The sequence below is a fragment of the Flavobacterium omnivorum genome (assembly GCF_900099915.1).
Classification (GTDB): domain Bacteria; phylum Bacteroidota; class Bacteroidia; order Flavobacteriales; family Flavobacteriaceae; genus Flavobacterium; species Flavobacterium omnivorum.
On record NZ_FNDB01000017.1, the window covers coordinates 1 to 17959 of the forward strand.

13 protein-coding genes are annotated in these 17959 nt (G+C 33.4%); 4 read left to right on the forward strand and 9 right to left on the reverse strand.

The genetic code is table 11. The features are described 5' to 3' along the window. Positions 1-243, reverse strand: a 243-nt coding sequence (locus tag BLS90_RS13435; RefSeq protein WP_139171430.1) for a DUF4372 domain-containing protein, incomplete at its 3' end; no start/stop codon positions are given. A gap of 662 nt (positions 244-905) precedes the next feature. Between BLS90_RS13435 and BLS90_RS13440 the strand changes: the two genes are divergently transcribed. Continuing rightward, entirely contained in the window at positions 906-2984 is a 2079-nt protein-coding gene (locus BLS90_RS13440) for a TonB-dependent receptor family protein (RefSeq protein WP_091258529.1), read from the forward strand. Between the two features lie 21 nt (positions 2985-3005). Here BLS90_RS13440 and BLS90_RS13445 read toward each other — a convergent pair whose 3' ends face one another. The 3 genes from BLS90_RS13445 to BLS90_RS13455 all read right to left on the reverse strand — a co-directional run bounded on the left by BLS90_RS13445 (position 3006) and on the right by BLS90_RS13455 (position 7118). Further along, entirely contained in the window at positions 3006-3452 is a 447-nt protein-coding gene (locus tag BLS90_RS13445; RefSeq protein WP_245705114.1) for a c-type cytochrome, read from the reverse strand. Continuing rightward, on the reverse strand, positions 3453-4577 hold the full coding sequence (locus BLS90_RS13450; RefSeq protein ID WP_091258531.1) for a PQQ-dependent sugar dehydrogenase: 1125 nt from the start codon (positions 4575-4577) through the stop codon (positions 3453-3455). It lies immediately after the preceding gene. Positions 4578-4787: 210 nt separating this feature from the next. Beyond that, positions 4788-7118, reverse strand: coding sequence for a glycoside hydrolase family 3 protein (locus BLS90_RS13455; protein ID WP_091258533.1), 2331 nt, complete (start codon positions 7116-7118; stop codon positions 4788-4790). 369 nt (positions 7119-7487) lie between these two features. Here BLS90_RS13455 and BLS90_RS13460 point away from each other — a divergent pair, with 369 nt between their 5' ends. From BLS90_RS13460 to BLS90_RS13470, 3 genes are all read left to right on the forward strand, one after another. Next, positions 7488-7907: a DUF2452 domain-containing protein gene (locus BLS90_RS13460; RefSeq protein WP_091258535.1), complete on the forward strand. Its 420-nt coding sequence runs from the start codon at positions 7488-7490 to the stop codon at positions 7905-7907. Between the two features lie 135 nt (positions 7908-8042). After that, the gene (locus tag BLS90_RS13465; RefSeq protein ID WP_091258645.1) at positions 8043-8606 is read left to right on the forward strand and encodes a Crp/Fnr family transcriptional regulator; all 564 of its coding nucleotides are present in this window, start codon (positions 8043-8045) and stop codon (positions 8604-8606) included. Positions 8607-8699: 93 nt separating this feature from the next. Continuing rightward, the gene (locus BLS90_RS13470) at positions 8700-9767 is read left to right on the forward strand and encodes an SDR family oxidoreductase (protein WP_091258537.1); all 1068 of its coding nucleotides are present in this window, start codon (positions 8700-8702) and stop codon (positions 9765-9767) included. A gap of 447 nt (positions 9768-10214) precedes the next feature. On the opposite strand, the gene BLS90_RS13475 is transcribed toward BLS90_RS13470, so the two are convergent. From BLS90_RS13475 to BLS90_RS13495, 5 genes are all read right to left on the reverse strand, one after another. Further along, positions 10215-10688: a hypothetical protein gene (locus BLS90_RS13475; RefSeq protein WP_091258539.1), complete on the reverse strand. Its 474-nt coding sequence runs from the start codon at positions 10686-10688 to the stop codon at positions 10215-10217. 39 nt (positions 10689-10727) lie between these two features. Then, on the reverse strand, positions 10728-12323 hold the full coding sequence (locus tag BLS90_RS13480) for a hypothetical protein (RefSeq protein ID WP_091258541.1): 1596 nt from the start codon (positions 12321-12323) through the stop codon (positions 10728-10730). 106 nt (positions 12324-12429) lie between these two features. After that, on the reverse strand, positions 12430-13791 hold the full coding sequence (locus BLS90_RS13485) for a hypothetical protein (protein ID WP_139171431.1): 1362 nt from the start codon (positions 13789-13791) through the stop codon (positions 12430-12432). Positions 13792-13816: 25 nt separating this feature from the next. Continuing rightward, a complete protein-coding gene (locus tag BLS90_RS13490) occupies positions 13817-17044 on the reverse strand; it encodes an Eco57I restriction-modification methylase domain-containing protein (protein ID WP_091258545.1) in 3228 nt (1075 codons plus the stop codon). 139 nt (positions 17045-17183) lie between these two features. After that, complete coding sequence (locus BLS90_RS13495) at positions 17184-17846, reverse strand: GIY-YIG nuclease family protein (RefSeq protein WP_091258547.1); 663 nt, start codon at positions 17844-17846, stop codon at positions 17184-17186. Positions 17847-17959 lie beyond the last annotated feature (113 nt).

Here is a 17959-nt window from a genome sequence, read left to right on the forward strand (position 1 = left end):
ATTAATTCTAACAGTTTCCTCTTTACCTGACAAACCAAGCATTCCTTGAGCAACTTCGCGCAATGAATTGCATTTTTCTAAACAGCAAAAAACCAGACTAAATAAATGATCTTGACTTTTAAAACTTTTCACATATCTGTCTGAATCATATTTCTCAACAGCTTTCTGAACCATTGAATCATCTATTAAAGAAATCAGCTGTCCGAAAACAGACTTAGTCGAAAAATACTTATTTTTACCCATCGTTATTTGAATTTTGCAACTCTAAATTACGATTATTTTAAGAAGCCATTAATTTGGCTTCTTTTTTATCGGACAACAATGATAATTTACGGTTTAACAAGACCTTTACCTATTTTAATTCTTTTCAAAATTATAGGGTCTTTGATAGTACTAAAATAAATAAAATTTTAATAATAGTTGAGGTAGAAACACTATTTTGTTTTTAGTTGCAATTTTTGAAATTGTTTTTTGGAAGTGGAAAGAAAAAACTAACTTTAACCCGTTGGTTGTAATTAGTTTTTAATGTGATTTTTGGTCAGTTCGAGTGATTTGCTCCCAGAGCCTTTGGAAGAAAATCGTATCGAGAACAAGAAAAATTAGTAGTAAAAACGATTCTCGATTCATTTTTTGTTCCAGTTCATTGCAAAAAAAACACTCGAACTGCCGTTTTTGTTACTTGCACCAAACGGGTTAACTTTATCAATGGTAAGGCATTCTTGGTTATATCGGTAATTTGATTTTATTTTGCTTTTCAAGTGCAATAATAAAGTTATATAGTTTTTTTAAATTTTTGGTATTCGTCGCTGCGAATTATTCGAATCGTTCAGGAAGGAGTCTCTTAAAATGAATACCCCTAGCGAACTAACCTAGCACTATTTTTAATCCTATAAATACATTTACAATTGTTTAAAAATTCCCTTTCTTTCTTGCTTTTTTTAGTTAGTGTTACTGCTGTTTTTGGCCAAACACAAAAAGATACGATTGCCCTGTCAGAAATTAATTTGAAGGGTTCGCCAATCAAAAATGTGCTTCAAAATACTGCTTCATCTGTTGCAGTGATTACCGCTGCCGACATTGCTAAAAGTGACGGAATTATACTGACTCCCGTTTTGAATAAAATTCCCGGTGTGACCATGCAACAAGGTGCTTTGAACACCAATAGAATAACGATTCGTGGTATTGGTGCGCGATCGCAATTTGGCACCACTAAAATAAAAGCCTATTTTGATGGAATTCCGTTGACTTCTGGCGAAGGTGATACTACAATTGATGATCTTGATTTGGCTGCTATTGAAAAAATTGAAATTATAAAAGGACCCAATTCCACCAGTTTTGGTTCTGGTTTGGGAGGCGTGATTCAATTGTTCTCTATGGAAACTCCTTTGCTGGAATCGTTTGGGAAAGCATCGGTTGCTTTTGGAAGTTTTGGCGTATTGCAGCAACGACTTGCAGCAGGATATAGCGATTCTAAAACGAATTTATTTACCAGTTTTACGGATTTGGAAAGTGACGGTTTTAGAGCCAACAGTTCTTATAAACGAAAGACATTCAACTTGCATGGAAAGCAGCGACTAAGTGCCAAAGGGGAATTGTCATTTTTAGGAACTTTCACCCGCTTGAAAGCCTTTATTCCGAGTTCTATTAATGAGAATGATTTGAGAAATAATCCAGAAATAGCGGCTACCACTTGGGCTGCTGCACAAGGTTTTGAGTCGTACGATAAATTCCTGCTTGGATTGGGATACGATCATCGGTTTTCTGAAAAATGGTCTATACAAACCAGTCTTTTTTCAAATTTTAAAGACGCTTACGAACCCAGACCTTTTGATATTTTGGAGGATAGAACAAGTTCGGTTGGGATTCGTTCCAATGTGAATTATAAAGATTACTTATTTGCTTTTCCCTTTGAAGTGAGTTTGGGTACGGAGTTGCTTATAGAACAATATGACTTCACGCTGTATCGCAATTTATACCAATCGCAACCGGGTCAGGGAAGTCTTCAAGGTGATGCGTTCAGCGCCATCAAACAAAACAGGAAGTACAACAACTATTTTTTACAAATGGAACTTTGGCTCTCTCAAAAATTACATTTGGAAAGCGGATTGGCAATGAATACCACTTCCTATTCATTACAAAATGTTTTCGAAAATAATTCTAGCGATCAAAAAATGCCATTTACTTTTGGAAATGTGTGGTCACCAAGAGTTGGTTTGTCTTATAAAGTAAGTAACGGTAAGAATGTTTTCGCTTCCATCAGCAATGGATTTTCGGTTCCATCAGTCGCGGAAACCTTGACGCCCGAAGGTCAAATAAACACAGATCTAAAACCCGAAGTGGGTTGGAATTATGAATTGGGTTTCAAAGGAAATTGGCTTAAAAATAAAGTCTATACCGAAGTAACTTTTTACACCACACAAATTAAAAATTTATTGGTAGCAAGACGTACCGCTGAGGATCAATTTGTGGGAATTAATGCCGGAAGTAGTTCGCATTCGGGTGTTGAATTCTTATTTAATTATAAACTCTTAGAAAAGACGCAACTTCAATTCACGCCTTATTTATCTGGAGCAGTTAATAATTTTAAATTCAAAGAATTTATAGATGGTGACGCGGACTATTCAGGAAATCAATTAACAGGCGTTCCCGAAATGCAATTTAATATTGGAGTAGATGTAAATACAAAAAATGGATTGAGTTTGAACACTTCTTTGCGAACGATGAGCAAAATCCCATTAAATGATTCCAATACAAAATACAGTGAGCGGTATTCGTTACTTGATATAAAAACGACCTATGTTTTCATGATTCTTAAAATCCTGAAAACAGAGTTGAATGCCGGAATCAATAACGCTTTTGATACCAAATATGCAGCCAACATTTTACCTAACGCAGTTGGTTTTGGCACTGCTGCTCCACGCTATTTTTATCCTGGAAATCCAGTCAATTATTATGGTGGACTTTCAGTATCGTATGTTTTTTAAATTCCAATCCCAAGTATAAAATTATTTTTTGATGGCCGCTACTTCTTTTTCGGTAACGACTTTGGTTTGTTTATTACTCCAAGAAGTCATGATGTAGTTCATCACATCAGCCACTTCTTGATCTGTAAGTCCCATCGCTGGCATGCTGCTATTGTACTTTTTAGTGTTGACCATTATTGGGCCACTTTGGCCAAATTTCACCGCAGCAATACTTTGATTCCTTTTGGTTTTCAACCAGTCAGAACCGTCAAGAGGAGGGAAGTTCTTAGTGTCTCCCTTGCCGTTTGCACCATGACATTGCATGCAAAAATCGGCATAAATTTCTTTTCCTGGTGACTGAAGTTTTGAAACAACAGCGGTTTCGGTATTCAAGTCAATATAGTTGTCTTGAGAAAATGGGTTTTCGAAAGAGAGGCTTCCCAATACAAATACTCCAAATCCTAAAAATAATTTTGTTGTCAACATCATTTAATTCGGTATAATTTTTACAATTCCTTTTCCTTCCACGCCCATATAAATATAGCCATCCGGACCTTGTGCTACATTACGCACACGACCAATATCGGTTGCGATTTTTTGTCTGCCGATAACTTCGTTTTCTTTCAACTTCAGTAATTCAAGATATTGGAATTTTAAAGAACCTACTAATAAATGTCCTTTCCAGTCTGGATATTTATCACCGGTCACAAAGGTCATTCCGCTTGGTGCGATAGAAGGTAGCCAATAGTAAATGGGTTTTTCAATGCCTGGTTTTTCGTTTTGTTTGCTGATGGTTGTTCCGTCATAATCGATACCATAAGTAACAACAGGCCATCCGTAATTTGCTCCTTTTTTTATTATGTTGATTTCATCACCCCCTTGAGGACCATGTTCATGTGCCCAAATTTTACCTGTTACGGGATTTTTTGCCATTCCTTGCGGATTGCGATTCCCGTAGGTGTAAATCGCTTCCTTTGCACCGGTTTGACCTACAAACGGATTGTCTTTAGGAATTGTTCCATCATCATTTAATCGGTATATTTTTCCGCCATCGCGTTTAATATCTTGCGGATTTACAAAATGCTCCCCACGTTCTCCAATGGAGAAATACAAATATCCGTCGTTGTCAAATACAATTCGGGAACCAAAATGCTGCCCTTTTGTAGTATTCGGAGTGGCTTTGTAAAGAGATTCGATTTGTGTCAGACTTCCGTCCAATAATTTTGCTCGAATGAGTTTTGTGTGACCACCGGTTCCTTCTCCTTCATCTGAAGCAAACGTCATGTAAATCCAGCCATTTTTAGCATAATTAGGATGCAGCACGATATCTAGTAATCCGCCTTGTCCGCGAGTATATACTTTGGGAACATTTTTTATTTCGGTTTTTGCTCCGTTTTTGACGTGATATAAAACGCCGCTTTTTTCGGTAACTAACATCGTGCCGTCAGGTAGCCAAGTCATTCCCCACGGAATTGCAATATCTGAAGCTACGGTTTCAAGCGTGTAGTTTTTTACTTCGTCTTTAAGAGCAATGTCATTAGATTTTACCTGCGCATCACAACTGAAAGAAAGAAAGGATATTACTGAAAGTGAAACTAATGTAATTTTTTTCATGAGTTTGGTTTTTGAGTCTTTGAAAGACGTAAATCTTTTTTAAAGGTAGTAAAAGAGGATTTAAATATTCAATTCAGTGTATAATTTTGCTTAGAATTAACAAAAGGAAAGGGTTGAATCCTTCTTTTTAGAGTTATATTTGAAATTAAAATTTAAAAATTGACATAAAAAAACCACCTAAAAGAATCAGGTGGTTTAACGATAATTTGGTTATTTTTTTATGCTGTATTTTGTAGTTCTGGCATCTTTGATTATCCCTTTCCAGTTCAATCCAAAACCAAAATCATAAACATTTCCAGCAGCATCTTTATAAGGTATCATGTCGTGAGGAACGTCTTCTAATTGTTTTTCAACGGTAGTCATATTCAACGGCATTTGTAAAGGCAACAATCCGGAAGGTTCTGTTTTACCCGAAACAATATCCAATAAAGCTTCTAATTGAACGCCAAATTCTCCCACGATGGCATCAACCTCTTTTTCGAATTCTCCAAAAACCATTGGATTAGAAATATTCACAGATACTAAAACCGGCTTTCCTTTCATGGCTTTCTTCGTTTCCAGAATGGTATTTAAATCCGGATATGAATTTGATTTTGACGTTTTATTTAAATACGAACGGTTGGTAATCGATGGGTCAATCACAGGATCTCCTGCAGCAATACTTTGCGCTCTGGCATCGACTGCGGTATAGTCTTTTAATTGCAAACTTATGGGCACATATCCATTTCCACCGGCTTCTCTATCGGCTCTGCTGTACCCGCCACTTATCGGGCTTTTGATAAATACAATCGCAAAATCTGCTTTATTGGGATCTTCCGTTACGGTGTAATATTTTTTAATCAATTCTAAATTAACCGGATATTCAATTTTTTCTGGTGATGGTTGTCCAAAAAAGTTGATTCCTGCCGGAGTAACTCTTTTTGGGATATAAACCGTCTTACCTTTTGCTATTGGCAAGGTTTTATTTTGGTTTTTAATCATCACAACCGACTTCAATTGCGCGTCATATCCTGCTTTCATAAATTCCGGTTTTCCCACAATAGCTTTGGTCTCGTTAGGATCTAAATAGGAATTTTCGAATAATCCCACTCTGAAAATATTTAAAAGCAAACGAACTGCTGATTGCTCAAAACGCTTACGCATAAATGATTCGCTGTTTTCTTTTATACCCATCTGGTACGCTTCAAGTACTGGATTAATGTCATTGTTTCCACCAAATTGATCTACTCCTGCCATCAAAACTTTATAATGTCTTGCGGCTACACTTAATTTTTCAACACCCCAAGATTTTCCCGAAAAAATATCTGGTTTAGGTCCTTCATCTGCGGTAATCAACCAATCCGTACAAACGACTCCATCATATCCGTATTGGTTTCTTAATAAATCTGTAATGATGTATTTACTGAATCCGTTACCTACATTTTCATCGTATTTTTTATCTTGACCATACGAAATTGTATAATAAGGCATTACTGCGGAGGCTTTTTTAGTAGATCTTCTTAACCGAAAAGCTCCCTCTGTGAAAGGTTTTAAATGGGTTTTAAAATTATTTCCCGGATATACTGCAAATTTCCCATATGCAAAATGTCCATCTCGACCTCCTTCTTCCGGACCTCCACTTGGCCAGTGCTTAACCATCGCGTTAACGCTTTGATTTCCCCATCCCTCATAAGATTTAATCGATTTTGGTGATGTTTGGAATCCATCGACATAAGCTCTTGCCATAGCTGTCGCCAGTTTTGGGTCTTCTCCAAAAGTACCCACAAAACGATTCCATCTTGGTTCTGTTGCCAAATCGATCTGTGGCGATAGTGCTGTGGTGATTCCCATCGCTCTATATTCTTTGGCAGCAATTGCGCCAAATTGTTCCGTGATAGCGGCATCAAATGTAGCGGCTAATCCTAATTCTTCCGGCCATTGTGAGATAGCGCCACCGGAACCAGCATTGTATTCGGCATCTTTATTAGCTCCATTTCGTGGATCAGAACTGTTGTTAGACGGAATTCCCATTCCAATACCTTCGACTAAAGCTTGTATGTTGTTGTTCCAAGTGGCAGCAACCGTTGGACTTTCAACAGAAGTCATCAACACATGACGTAAATTATCTTTGGTTAAAAATGCAACTTGCTGGTCAGACAAATCAGATGATTTTACGCCACTTTTAGAAAATGGTTTCCCGTTATATGTGCCCGTAAACATTCCTGCTTCGGCTGCAGGAATCGCTTGATGCCTACTATATAACATTAATCCGGCCATTTGATCCACCGTCATTTTTGCGGCAAGATCTTTGGCGCGTTCTGCTACCGGTTTTCTCCAATCTTCATAAATATCTAACTTGTTATTTTTATTTAAATCTTTAAAAGCAAAACCATCAACTTGTATGATTTTAATTCCTGATTTTGGTGAATAGCCTAATGTTTGACCTCCTTTATTTTGAATAATCGTGTGAGAGTCTTTAATGGTTTCGGTCCATTTGGTTTGCGCCTTCAAGGAGAAAACTACTAATAGGAGAGAAGGGAGAAGAAGAATTTTTGGTTTCATGATGGTTTATTTGTCAGTATAATAGCTTGTTAGAGTCTTCCAAATGTAAAAAATAAATGTGTTGTTTCGACACATTGAAAAATTATTTTTTGATTGTTTCAATATGATGCAAAAACTAAATGAATTATTGCCTACCAAGAATCATAATGTGTTGATGATTTGTATTTTTTGTTTAACTTTGCGATAAAATATTTAAACAAAAAAAACAGTTATATAAAATTTGTAAGTAGGCTCTTGCTTAGATCAAAAATTTGGAAACCAAAGAATAGTATTGAACGGATAAATATTTTGAATTCGTTCTCAAGAAAATATAGATGAAACAAATAGGTATTAATTACTTGTGATTAATTATCTTAAAATAAAAAGTAAATGGAAAATAAAAAACCAGATAATGTTGTATACACAGTCGAAGCGGGATATAACGCTAATGTTTTGCCTTACGCAACTGGAGTTGGAGCTCCGGTAATTAGTGTTGGTGATGTTGTTTCCTGGAAAAGTAGAGGTATTGATAATGTAAATAAAGAGCTTGGCAATAAGTTTAATGAACTCAAGCTTCAATATGAAAAATTGATGGAGGAATACGAATGGAATGAATTAGTGTATAGCGCTAAATTTTCATTTGAACCCGTTATTGGTGAAATCTATCATTTATACAGAGATGCACAAGGCGTAAATTTTCTTTCATTGATAGGACCTAATGAATGGAACAAGGAACATATTGGCACCTTTAAACTCAACAGTGATAAAAAATGGATGTTACTGAATGCGCAGGATTCGAATTTTTATTAAATTAAAATAGCCAATAATTTAGTTTTTAATTTGATCATAAATTGACGAAACTTATTAGTTTTTATGTTTGCGATTGTAAAGGTTTTTAATCGTTCTTTTAATTTGTATTTTTATCAGATAATAATAAAAGGAATTATGGAAGCAGTTTTAAGGCAACAAATTGGAAAAATTGTTTCATTATCAGACGATGAATTTCAATTTGTACTGTCTCATTTTTTAGTGGGGAACTATAAAAAGCACCAATATATTATTCAGCAGGAAAATCCTGTGCCTTACGTTCACTTTGTTGTAAAAGGCTTATTGAAATCTTTTTACATTGATAAGTCAGGTAAAAAACATATTCTGCAATTTGCCATGAAAGATTGGTGGATTACTGATAATCAAGGTTTTTACAATAAACAAAATGCCACACTTAATATTGACTGCTTAGAAGATGCACAAACCTTTTATATCACTCTTGAAAACAGAGAAAAATTGTGTGCCGAATTACAGAAAATGGAATTCTTCTTTTTGCAAAAAATGACAGCCGGAAATATTGCACTTCAAAACCGAATTTTATCACTGATGAGCAAGAATTCAGAAGAAAGATACATGCAATTTATTCAGCTATATCCGGATTTGATACACCGTATTCCTAAAACTTTAATAGCCTCTTATCTGGGGATTTCAAGAGAAACGTTGAGTCGCTTGTCGCATTAACGTGATATAGGTCACAAATTATTTGTGCGGTAAGTCCTTTATAATCTGTGTATTATTTTCGAAATTTGTTCTGTAATATCTTAATAGAAAAATATGGAAAATATAGCATTAGTAGTTGGAGCTACCGGAATTACGGGTAATAATGTCGCAACAAAGCTTATTGACAGAGGCTGGGTTACTTATGGTTTAGCCAGAAATCCACAGAAAAATATAGCAAATCTTCAGCCAGTTGCTGCAGATCTTTTGGATTTGGAGAATTTAAAAACAGCTTTAAAAGACATTTCTCCCACTCACATTTACATTACAACTTGGATGCGTCAAGATACAGAAGCCGAAAATATTCGGGTCAATAGCTTGATGATCAGAAATCTTCTCGAGGCATTGTCTCCTAAAAAATCGGTGCAACACGTAGCGCTAGTCACCGGACTGAAACATTATCTTGGGCCGTTTGAGGCTTACGCCAAAGAAGGATTTTTGCCCGAAACACCACTTAGGGAAGAGCAACCCCGCCTTGACTTAGAAAATTTTTATTATGCGCAAGAAGATGAAGTTTATGCTGCTGCAGCGCGAGATAATTTTACATGGAGCATCCACCGACCGCATACGATAATAGGAAAAGCGGTAGGTAACTTAATGAATTTGGGGACTACGCTCGCTGTATTTGCTAGTATTTGTAAAGAAACAGGAAAACCATTTCAGTGGCCGGGTTCAGCAGCACAGTGGAATGGACTTTCGGATGTTACGGATGCCAGAGTTCTAGCGGAACATTTAATATGGGCTTCGACCACTGAAGCGGCCCGTAACGAAGCATTCAATGTAGTAAATGGCGACTTTTTTCGTTGGAAATGGCTTTGGAAAAAATTAGCGGAATCGTTCGGAATTGAAGCAATAGGTTTTGATGGTACGATTCATACTCTTGAAGAACAAATGAAAAATGAAGCTCCGGTTTGGAAAAAAATTGCTACACAATATGCGCTTGAAGAGTCTGATTTAGATAAATTGGCTTCTCCATGGCATACGGATCTTGACTTGGGACGACCGATAGAAGTGATGACGGATATGTCTAAAAGTCGCAAACTTGGTTTTCCTGTTTTTCAAAGAACGGAAGATTCCTTTTATGATCTGTTTGAACAGCTTCGAGTGGATCGATTGATTCCGTAGTTATCTAAAGTAGTCTGAAAGAAATAAAAAAGAGGATTCAAAATGTACTGTTTTGAATCCTCTTTTTTATTTCTTATAACCATGAATGTGTAAAGTTGGTTTTATAACTTCCTAATAATTATATTGTTTTCACTAACGCTTTAAAACAAAAAAGACCTTACATTGTTGTAAAGTCTTTTTAAAAAGCTCCCTCTCTTGGGCTCGCCCCTCGGGACAGATTAGCAGTTAAATCAAGACTTGACGTTGTTTTACTTTTATTATGATGGCCAATTTGATGCCTATTAATAATTAATTTAAATGTTTTTATACAAATGTAATAATGTTCTTCCTTGATAATTTATTATTCATTCATTATTTTTTATTGTGTTGGTATAGCTTGCCTTTTAAAACAGTAATACTTTCATTTTATTAGAATACTAAAAAATAGGAACTCTTTTTATTTAAAATTTACCAAACAATAAATTCTGGTTTAGGACTGATTTTTTTATCGTTAAATATTGGGTATCTTCCGTGCTTCTTAAGATAGTCAACCCAAAAGATATATTCTGCCTTCGCTACTTCTCCCATAGCAATTAAATCTTCTATATTGGACTTATTATTACCACATTCAAATGAACAAACTGAAACATATAATCGATCTTTAACATCTTCATAGTTCCAATACTTTCCAATAAATCTATGCGCTCCGCCATGATGAAGCCTTATTCGTTTTATTGTAGAATCAAATTGACTCATTCGACTTTTTAGACCTCCATTTGAATTAGTCATCCCGATATATTCAATATCTTCTATCATTTCAAACTCCAAACCTTCTATGTTTTCAATTGAAACCGCAATGGAATAAATCCCAGGATACTTAATACCTTCTATTTTGTTTCTATTTTCCCATTTTGTCCATTTTGTATTATTGTAATTTTCCATTAATACTATTTATTAAAGTTTCTCTCAAACCATTCCTCATTAATTCCATTCTTTCCAAGTTCCGCTTTTAATAATTGATAATCTTTCTCGGTATCTTTCTCCAGTTTTTTGTAAAATGTCGTAATTGTCGAGTAATCCCCGTATTTCAAGTATGGCTTTAATTCTTTCGGACAATTCGTCGTCTGACTGTACATTTCTATTGTTAACTCTTTCAATAATTTGTTGGTATCTCCCTTCAAATTCGCTTCGTATTTCATCCTCAACTGCGGCTTGGAGTTCTCTATATCCTTCCATTTTTGACTCCAATTCTTCTCTAAGTCGTCCAAAATTATCTTGTTCGTTTCTTTCAAGTTCTCCAAATTCTTTTCCAAGTTCAGCTTTTCTTCCTTCAAAATTGTTCTCAAATCCTGATTCTTGTCGCGTATCGTTGTCAAGATATTCCTCTTGCTTGCTAACGACTCTTTGCTCGTAATCAATATCTGCTTCTTGAGTTCCAAACTCTCTTCTAATGTCTTCTTCAGATTCTCCAATACGGTATCTAAGCTTAATTTCCCTGTCAGTATCTGCTTGTTCTTCTCTAAGTTCTTTTCTTCGTTTAAAATATCTACTTTCCAAGTCTGAATCTCTTTCTGCAAGTTTTCTTCTTCTTTCTGCAAGTTTTTCTCTTCTTGATTCAAGCTCTCCTTGTACTTCGCTTTCAATTCCTGCTTGTATATCGTCCAGTTTTGATTGATGCTCTCTTGAAGCTTTCTCAATTCGCTGTATTTCCTGTTCAAAGAGTCGTTCAGTATCTTTGTATTGTTGCGATGCCAAATTTCTGTTAATCGAGCGTATGAGGTTATTAATTTGCGCTGTTCTACACTTGTAAGATTCTTCAAAAAGCTTTCTTTGCTCTTCATCAATATATGGTATTCCTTCTGAGTCTCCAGTGGGAATTCGTATATACTCGGTGTTGGATTCGATTTCATTATATGCCCACTTTACTTTTGATACTTTACTAATTGTTTTTTCTAGTTCTTCTTCTGGTAGTTTCGGAATAATTATTTGAACGGTATTGATTCCTAACCTCTGTAACTTGTTTAATTTTTCTATGTCTGGCTTGTGGGTTATTACAAATTCTATAAAAAGAATTGGTTTGTCGAATTCATCAAAAAACACAGCATCTGGTCTTACCCATAAAAAGCGATTATCAACATTATTATTTTTACCTCGATGTATCACTCCATTTTCATCTTCATAGAAGGTTACTTCCTTTTCTACTTTATGAGCAATTACAGTTTCCTTTTCTTGTAATAACATTGGGTACCCCTCAACGCCTTTTGGTGGATATTTGTAGACATCTGGAACTGATATTGTCTTGGTTCTCTGAAAATAGAAGTAGGCTAGTTTTTCTCTGTACACTCTACTAGCATGAACACACTCTACTTTACTTCTATCAACATCTTTGCCATGATGTCTATAATATGATTTGTACTTTAAATTTTGTCTTTTTACCGCTTGCATCTCCTTACCACATCCCATACAATAGTATCCCTGCGCTCCGCTTTTGGCTCGGGATATATGGACAGCATTATCCTGAACATCTTTTGCCCAGTCATTATCTTGTTCGTTGTATTTTAATGCTTGAGCTTCCAAATTATAAAAAAGATTAATTATATTACTAGGATGAGTTTATTTATGGTTTTTATTAAGTCTCACTTTAACAATTGCGTTCTAAATTGTAAAACTAAATCTAATTACGTTAATTATTCTTAATGTTTTTCAATGTATCGCTTAATGAACTAACTGTTTCTTTTAAATCTTTTGTATTGAAACTAAACAATGTTTGATTTTTATCTGGATGAATTTTGGGCTGGTTATACACCAGTTCTATAGATTTTAAAAGCATTAATTGACGAGAATTATTATTCTCATTATCAGCATTCGAAAGCATTTCAGAATATGCAGTTAGTGTCATTGCTACCGCTGACTTAAAAGCATACTCTTCTTGAAGATTCCGTTCTTTTTTGTATTGTGAAAAAACAAAACCTAATAATACAAATGCTGGCGAAGTTTTTATAATATTGATCAAAATATTAAGCCATTGATTTTCAAAATGTGGGGATAAACAAGTAAATACTACTACTATCCAAATTAAAGTTATTAATGAAATTATTGGTACTGCCCATTTCCAAAAAGTTAAGTCTTTTTCTAATTTTACTTGTCTTTGATCAAATTTTGAGCCCAATGTACCGTCTGCAGCCATTCCTGTCAAGCGAATAATTTCTTCACGGTTACTTTCAACAAATTCAATCCCTTCTTTTGATTTTTTTAAATCCTCTAATGTTTTGGCAATTACATTCTCTAATTGAAGCTTAAGAGTTAAATTATCTTTTTTAATTACTGTGTAGTCTGCATCATATTCTATGATACTTTCAGAAACGGTGATAACTTTATCTTTAACATTTCGAACTATTCCATCTATTTCCGTATCCTTATTTTTGATATTAGAAACAATCTTACTAATTTCTGTCTGTTCTAAATTTGCAATCGTGAGTAAATTTGTAATTTGATTTAATTCTATTTTTTTTGCTTTAATTAGAATGTCGAAATCTGAAATTAACGTTTTTAAATCTGTTTCTAAACTAATATAAGTAGACAAATTCTTATTTAATGCCTTTTGATTGAGCCTAATTAAAGTCTTTTGCTTTTTTATTTCCTCTAAATCAACTGGATGTGATTTTACTTCCGATTTATTCCAAAACCCGTTTTTTATTTGATAGTGAATTAATTTGTCTAATAGAGGCTCTACTGAATTAAAATCACTAGCATTCAAATAATTTTGTATGCTTATCAAATCAGGGTGAAGATTAACCGCACCAAAATCATTTGCGAAATTTTCAGAAAATGGCAATAAAAATCCTAAACCATTTTCTATTTCATTTTCTAATTGAGAAATCATTTTGTTAAGTAAAAATAGAAATTCAGTCGCAACATATTTATTGAAGCTTATTTTACTAAAATCAGTTTCAGTAGGGTAAGCATTTAACAATAGTTGATCAATATCTATGTTATTTAATGCTTCTAAAGTATCGAGAACGCCTTGTTTTTGATTTATGTTCATCTGTTTTTTTCTTTTAAGTTCTACCCTAATTGTTTTCAACAATTGCTATTTCCTCTTCAGTCAATCCATATAACTCATAAACCATTGCATCAATTTCTCTATCAGTGGTACCTATTTGTTGTTTTAAGGCTTGGGCTTCTGCTTTTTTAGTTTCAAAAACATCCATCCAGTCCATTTCGTCTAGTTTGGTTAATTCCCTAATAGCTTGAAGTTCGTTTTTAACACGTTCTTTATTAGTTACTTTAATAGCTTTATTTATTTCTTTTATAAAATCTCCAAAATCTAATTCATACCAATTTTCTAACTTTTTAGTTAATTTTTCTGTAGCAAATTGTGATTGTAGGTATTTTGTGAATTTTGTGTTTAAAACACTTAATTCTTTATATGATTTAATCATAATGGTTGAAAATTTATCCAGAATCTCAACATTATCAGATTTAGGAAACCTAATTTGTTTAAGATAATCTCCTTTAACTGATAAATTTAAAAACTTAGTAGCGAATAGATAGTTTAGTAACTTTGAATTTAAGATTGCTAAAAAATAATATACACTTATTTCATTAGATAAGGGAGTTAAAAAAATTATACTTTCCATACCATAAACACCATCTTCATCAATGGTTGCAACCAATCTAGTTTTTAAACTTTCATTTCTAGTTCTTTGCAATAATATTTTAGGAACTTTATCTAATTCAGACTTATATCTAGGCCATTGTAGTGAATACCAGGGAATAACACCACTGAGACATTCTCTTCGTTTTTCTAATTTATTTTTAAAAGGTAATAACCATTTTTTTGTTAAAGAATAGTTTTGAATATCAATCTCGTTATTTAAATAAAGAATTTTTTTTGAATCATCTCTTATAACCCATTTTCCTATATCTCTTCCCAAAACTATTGGTTTTAACAATTCTTCATCTATATTTGCTTTTTTAACATCTTCATCGTTTTCAAATATATAAGATGTGTTATTTCCTGTAACAATACCTTGAAATACATTAAAATAGTCCTCAACTTTTACAAATTTTGTATTAAACAATTTTTCGTATAAATCATCATTTCCATTTGAACCAATACTAATTGCATTCTGATATTTCTTAAAATAAGAAGTATCTACTGTTTGAACAATATGATTATTGAAATTAATTGCATCAACTAATTTTATCTCTTTTATTTCCTTTTTGTTAATCGTCAGTATTACCGTGTCAACAGTTGCGTCTGCAAACACCTTACCGCCTGTATAGCATATTTCGGACAACCATTTATTGTTTAATAACTTGTCTCTAATTAATTTATATGATAAATTATTAAGTACTACTGAAGGAATAATCAAAGAAACCATACCATTTATTGTCAATTTACTTATTGCTAAGTCAATGAATAAAACAAATAAGTCACTTCGTTTGTAAAAAGCCTCATATTTCTTTTTATAAAATTCTTTTTCTTGTAATGGAATCAATTCTACATTTACATAAGGCGGATTACCGATTATGACATCAAAGCCTCCTTTTGCAAATACGGCAGGAAATTGTTCTTGCCAGTTAAAGGCTTTATCGCCTGCAACGGTTTTACTATCAATTAAACTGTTACCACATTTAATATTATTATTCAGGGAGTTTAATTTACGGCGTGGCTGTGCGGTACGTAACCATAAGGATAGTTTGGCAATTTCTACACTTTCCTCATTAAGGTCAACACCATAAATGTTTTTTTCTAAAATGGTATTTTCAATATCGCTAAAGACTAAACCACCTCCTAATATTTTGGCTTTTAGTTCATCGATATAATTGTGTTCTTTTATTAAGAAGTCTAGAGCTTGGTTTAAGAAAGCACCACTACCACATGCTGGGTCACAAATGGTGAGTTGTAACAACCAATCTCTATAAGTATCTAGTATTTCTACTAATTTTACAATAGTGGCTTGTTGCCTGTTTTTACGACCTTTAAAGTATTCCTCTTCTTTAAACCCTAATTCGATTTTCTTTTCCTCACACAGTTTACCAATGGTATTTTCTACAATATATTTGGTAATGTATTTTGGGGTATAAAAAACCCCGTCTTTTTTACGTTTGCTTTTTTGTTTGTCAAAATCACCTCCTTCAATTTCAGCATTTACGCTTTCAATTTCGTTAAGTGAGTTTTCAAAAATGTGTCCTAAAATATTAACATCTACCTGACTTTCAAAGTCATAAGAAGCTAATATTTGCGTGTGTTTGAATAATAATTCATTGTCAATTTCCAGCTTATCTAAAAGAGAATCTTCTTTAAATAAACCACCATTATAAGCGTAAATTTCAGCTCTATTTGTTGTTCCTTGTCTTCCAGTATCTAAGAATCTAAAATACTGTTTAAACATGTCGTAAAGCGGTCTTTCATCACCAAAATCGACATCAGATTTCCACTTATTAAGTATTTGTATCGTACTATTAGGCGGTAATAATCCTCTGTCTTCGGCAAAGAAAACAAACAGGAAACGGTCTATTAATTTTTGTGATTTTTTAAATAAAGCTAGCTTAAGGTTTTTATCTAGACTGGATTGATCTGCTTTAGAATCTTCATCAATCTCAACATCAGTGGGACTTAAAGTACTTTTTAATCGTTTTGCATTACGCTTGACTAAATCTCTAAATAATTCTCTTTTAAAAATAGAGTAATCTTTATAGAATTGCTTCGTTATTTGCTCTTCTACAGCAATAGATGCTTCCTTCGTCTTTAATGGAATATTATTTAAAATATTGTCCTTTTGCAAACACAAATACAAAAGTTCAAAACGTTCTTCAGTTAGTTCAAACAAATTAAATTCTTCAAACTCTGTAGCATCATTAATGTAAAAACGTAATTTTTCATAATTTGAAGTAATTACATAGACACATTCTTTTTGATTGGCTTTATAATCAAAAGCTTGTTGGCGTATGCTTTCTAAGTCTTTTGTTTTAGTTCCTTTCAACTCAATCACACCAATAGCCACATTATTACTTAGTATTGCACCATCAGCCTTACGAGAATTGCTTTGATTTTTATATTCAGCAACCAGATTAAAGTCGACATTTGGTTTTAAAGTGTAATCCAATACGTTGACAAATAATTCTGTTAGAAAAATACCTTGGTACTCTTCTTCTTTAGAATTACGAATGTTATCCTGAATTGTTGGGTTTAGAAAATATTTGACATATTTTTTATAAGCCTTACTTACTTTAGGTTGTTCTAATTGTTTAAGATGTTTATTAAGAACTGATTTTTGATATAATGCCATTTACTGAAAGACTTGTTTAGAACTCAAAAATAGTAATCTTTATCTGAAGTAAATTTTATTTATTACATTATTATCTATCATTTCAAATAAAACTAACGATATAAAACAAAAAAAGACGGTTTTTACACCGTCTTTAGTTTTAAGAGTATCTCCAAAGAAACCCTCCACTTTTTTTGCTTTCACCTCTACAACATCGGGTAATACAAGTCTTAGATACACCTGTCTTCCTTGATGCCTCAGAGGCTGATATATATCGTGCTAAAAGTTTACCATCTAAACAATATTGTATAACTTCTTTTTTCCTATTATCGGAATCTGGAATAAATTTCTCTTTAAATTTATACGACCAAAGGTAACCAGCTAAAGCGTGATTTACATTCCAGCAAGCTCTACTTATATCTTGCTTTCTTACGGATATTGTTTCTGAGGCAGAAGTCAAATCTTCAAATGTTGAATTTAATGACCCGTCTAAATTGTATTTATAAACGGTTTTCTTTATTCCCCCACCTTGGTCAGAGTTGTACCCATTTTCAACAGAATCATATTCCGAAATATATCTTATTTCTTTAGATGCTAACTCGTCATTATTTGCAGCAGTATCAATTTGAATCCACTGAAAGGAGTCTGCTCCATATGTACTAATTGCATTGTGAAATTTATACCCTTTACCATTATCTGATTTTTGTATATGATCATTTTTTCTTTCATCTATTGAGTTTCTTGTTGCGCCAATGTATATTTCATTGGTTTCTGTATTAATTACCTTGTAAATAATACCTTGATTATTTTCTATTTTTTTCATGTTAAGTATGATTTTACAATAGAAAAGGCGGGTGGGTAAGCATATTTTTCAAAAACAATTTCAAACCTTATGCAAATAAAAGTCGCATAGTTAGCATGACCAATGTTATTGAA

What these genes read in the sequence shown, in the direction of transcription:
- BLS90_RS13445 (WP_245705114.1), bottom strand. Translation starts at nt 3,452, where the DNA reads ATGATGTTGACAACAAAATTATTTTTAGGATTTGGAGTATTTGTATTG.
- BLS90_RS13450 (WP_091258531.1), bottom strand. Translation starts at nt 4,577, where the DNA reads ATGAAAAAAATTACATTAGTTTCACTTTCAGTAATATCCTTTCTTTCT.
- BLS90_RS13455 (WP_091258533.1), bottom strand. Translation starts at nt 7,118, where the DNA reads ATGAAACCAAAAATTCTTCTTCTCCCTTCTCTCCTATTAGTAGTTTTC.
- BLS90_RS13460 (WP_091258535.1), top strand. Translation starts at nt 7,488, where the DNA reads ATGGAAAATAAAAAACCAGATAATGTTGTATACACAGTCGAAGCGGGA.
- BLS90_RS13465 (WP_091258645.1), top strand. Translation starts at nt 8,043, where the DNA reads ATGGAAGCAGTTTTAAGGCAACAAATTGGAAAAATTGTTTCATTATCA.
- BLS90_RS13470 (WP_091258537.1), top strand. Translation starts at nt 8,700, where the DNA reads ATGGAAAATATAGCATTAGTAGTTGGAGCTACCGGAATTACGGGTAAT.
- BLS90_RS13475 (WP_091258539.1), bottom strand. Translation starts at nt 10,688, where the DNA reads ATGGAAAATTACAATAATACAAAATGGACAAAATGGGAAAATAGAAAC.
- BLS90_RS13485 (WP_139171431.1), bottom strand. Translation starts at nt 13,791, where the DNA reads ATGAACATAAATCAAAAACAAGGCGTTCTCGATACTTTAGAAGCATTA.
- BLS90_RS13490 (WP_091258545.1), bottom strand. Translation starts at nt 17,044, where the DNA reads ATGGCATTATATCAAAAATCAGTTCTTAATAAACATCTTAAACAATTA.
- BLS90_RS13495 (WP_091258547.1), bottom strand. Translation starts at nt 17,846, where the DNA reads ATGAAAAAAATAGAAAATAATCAAGGTATTATTTACAAGGTAATTAAT.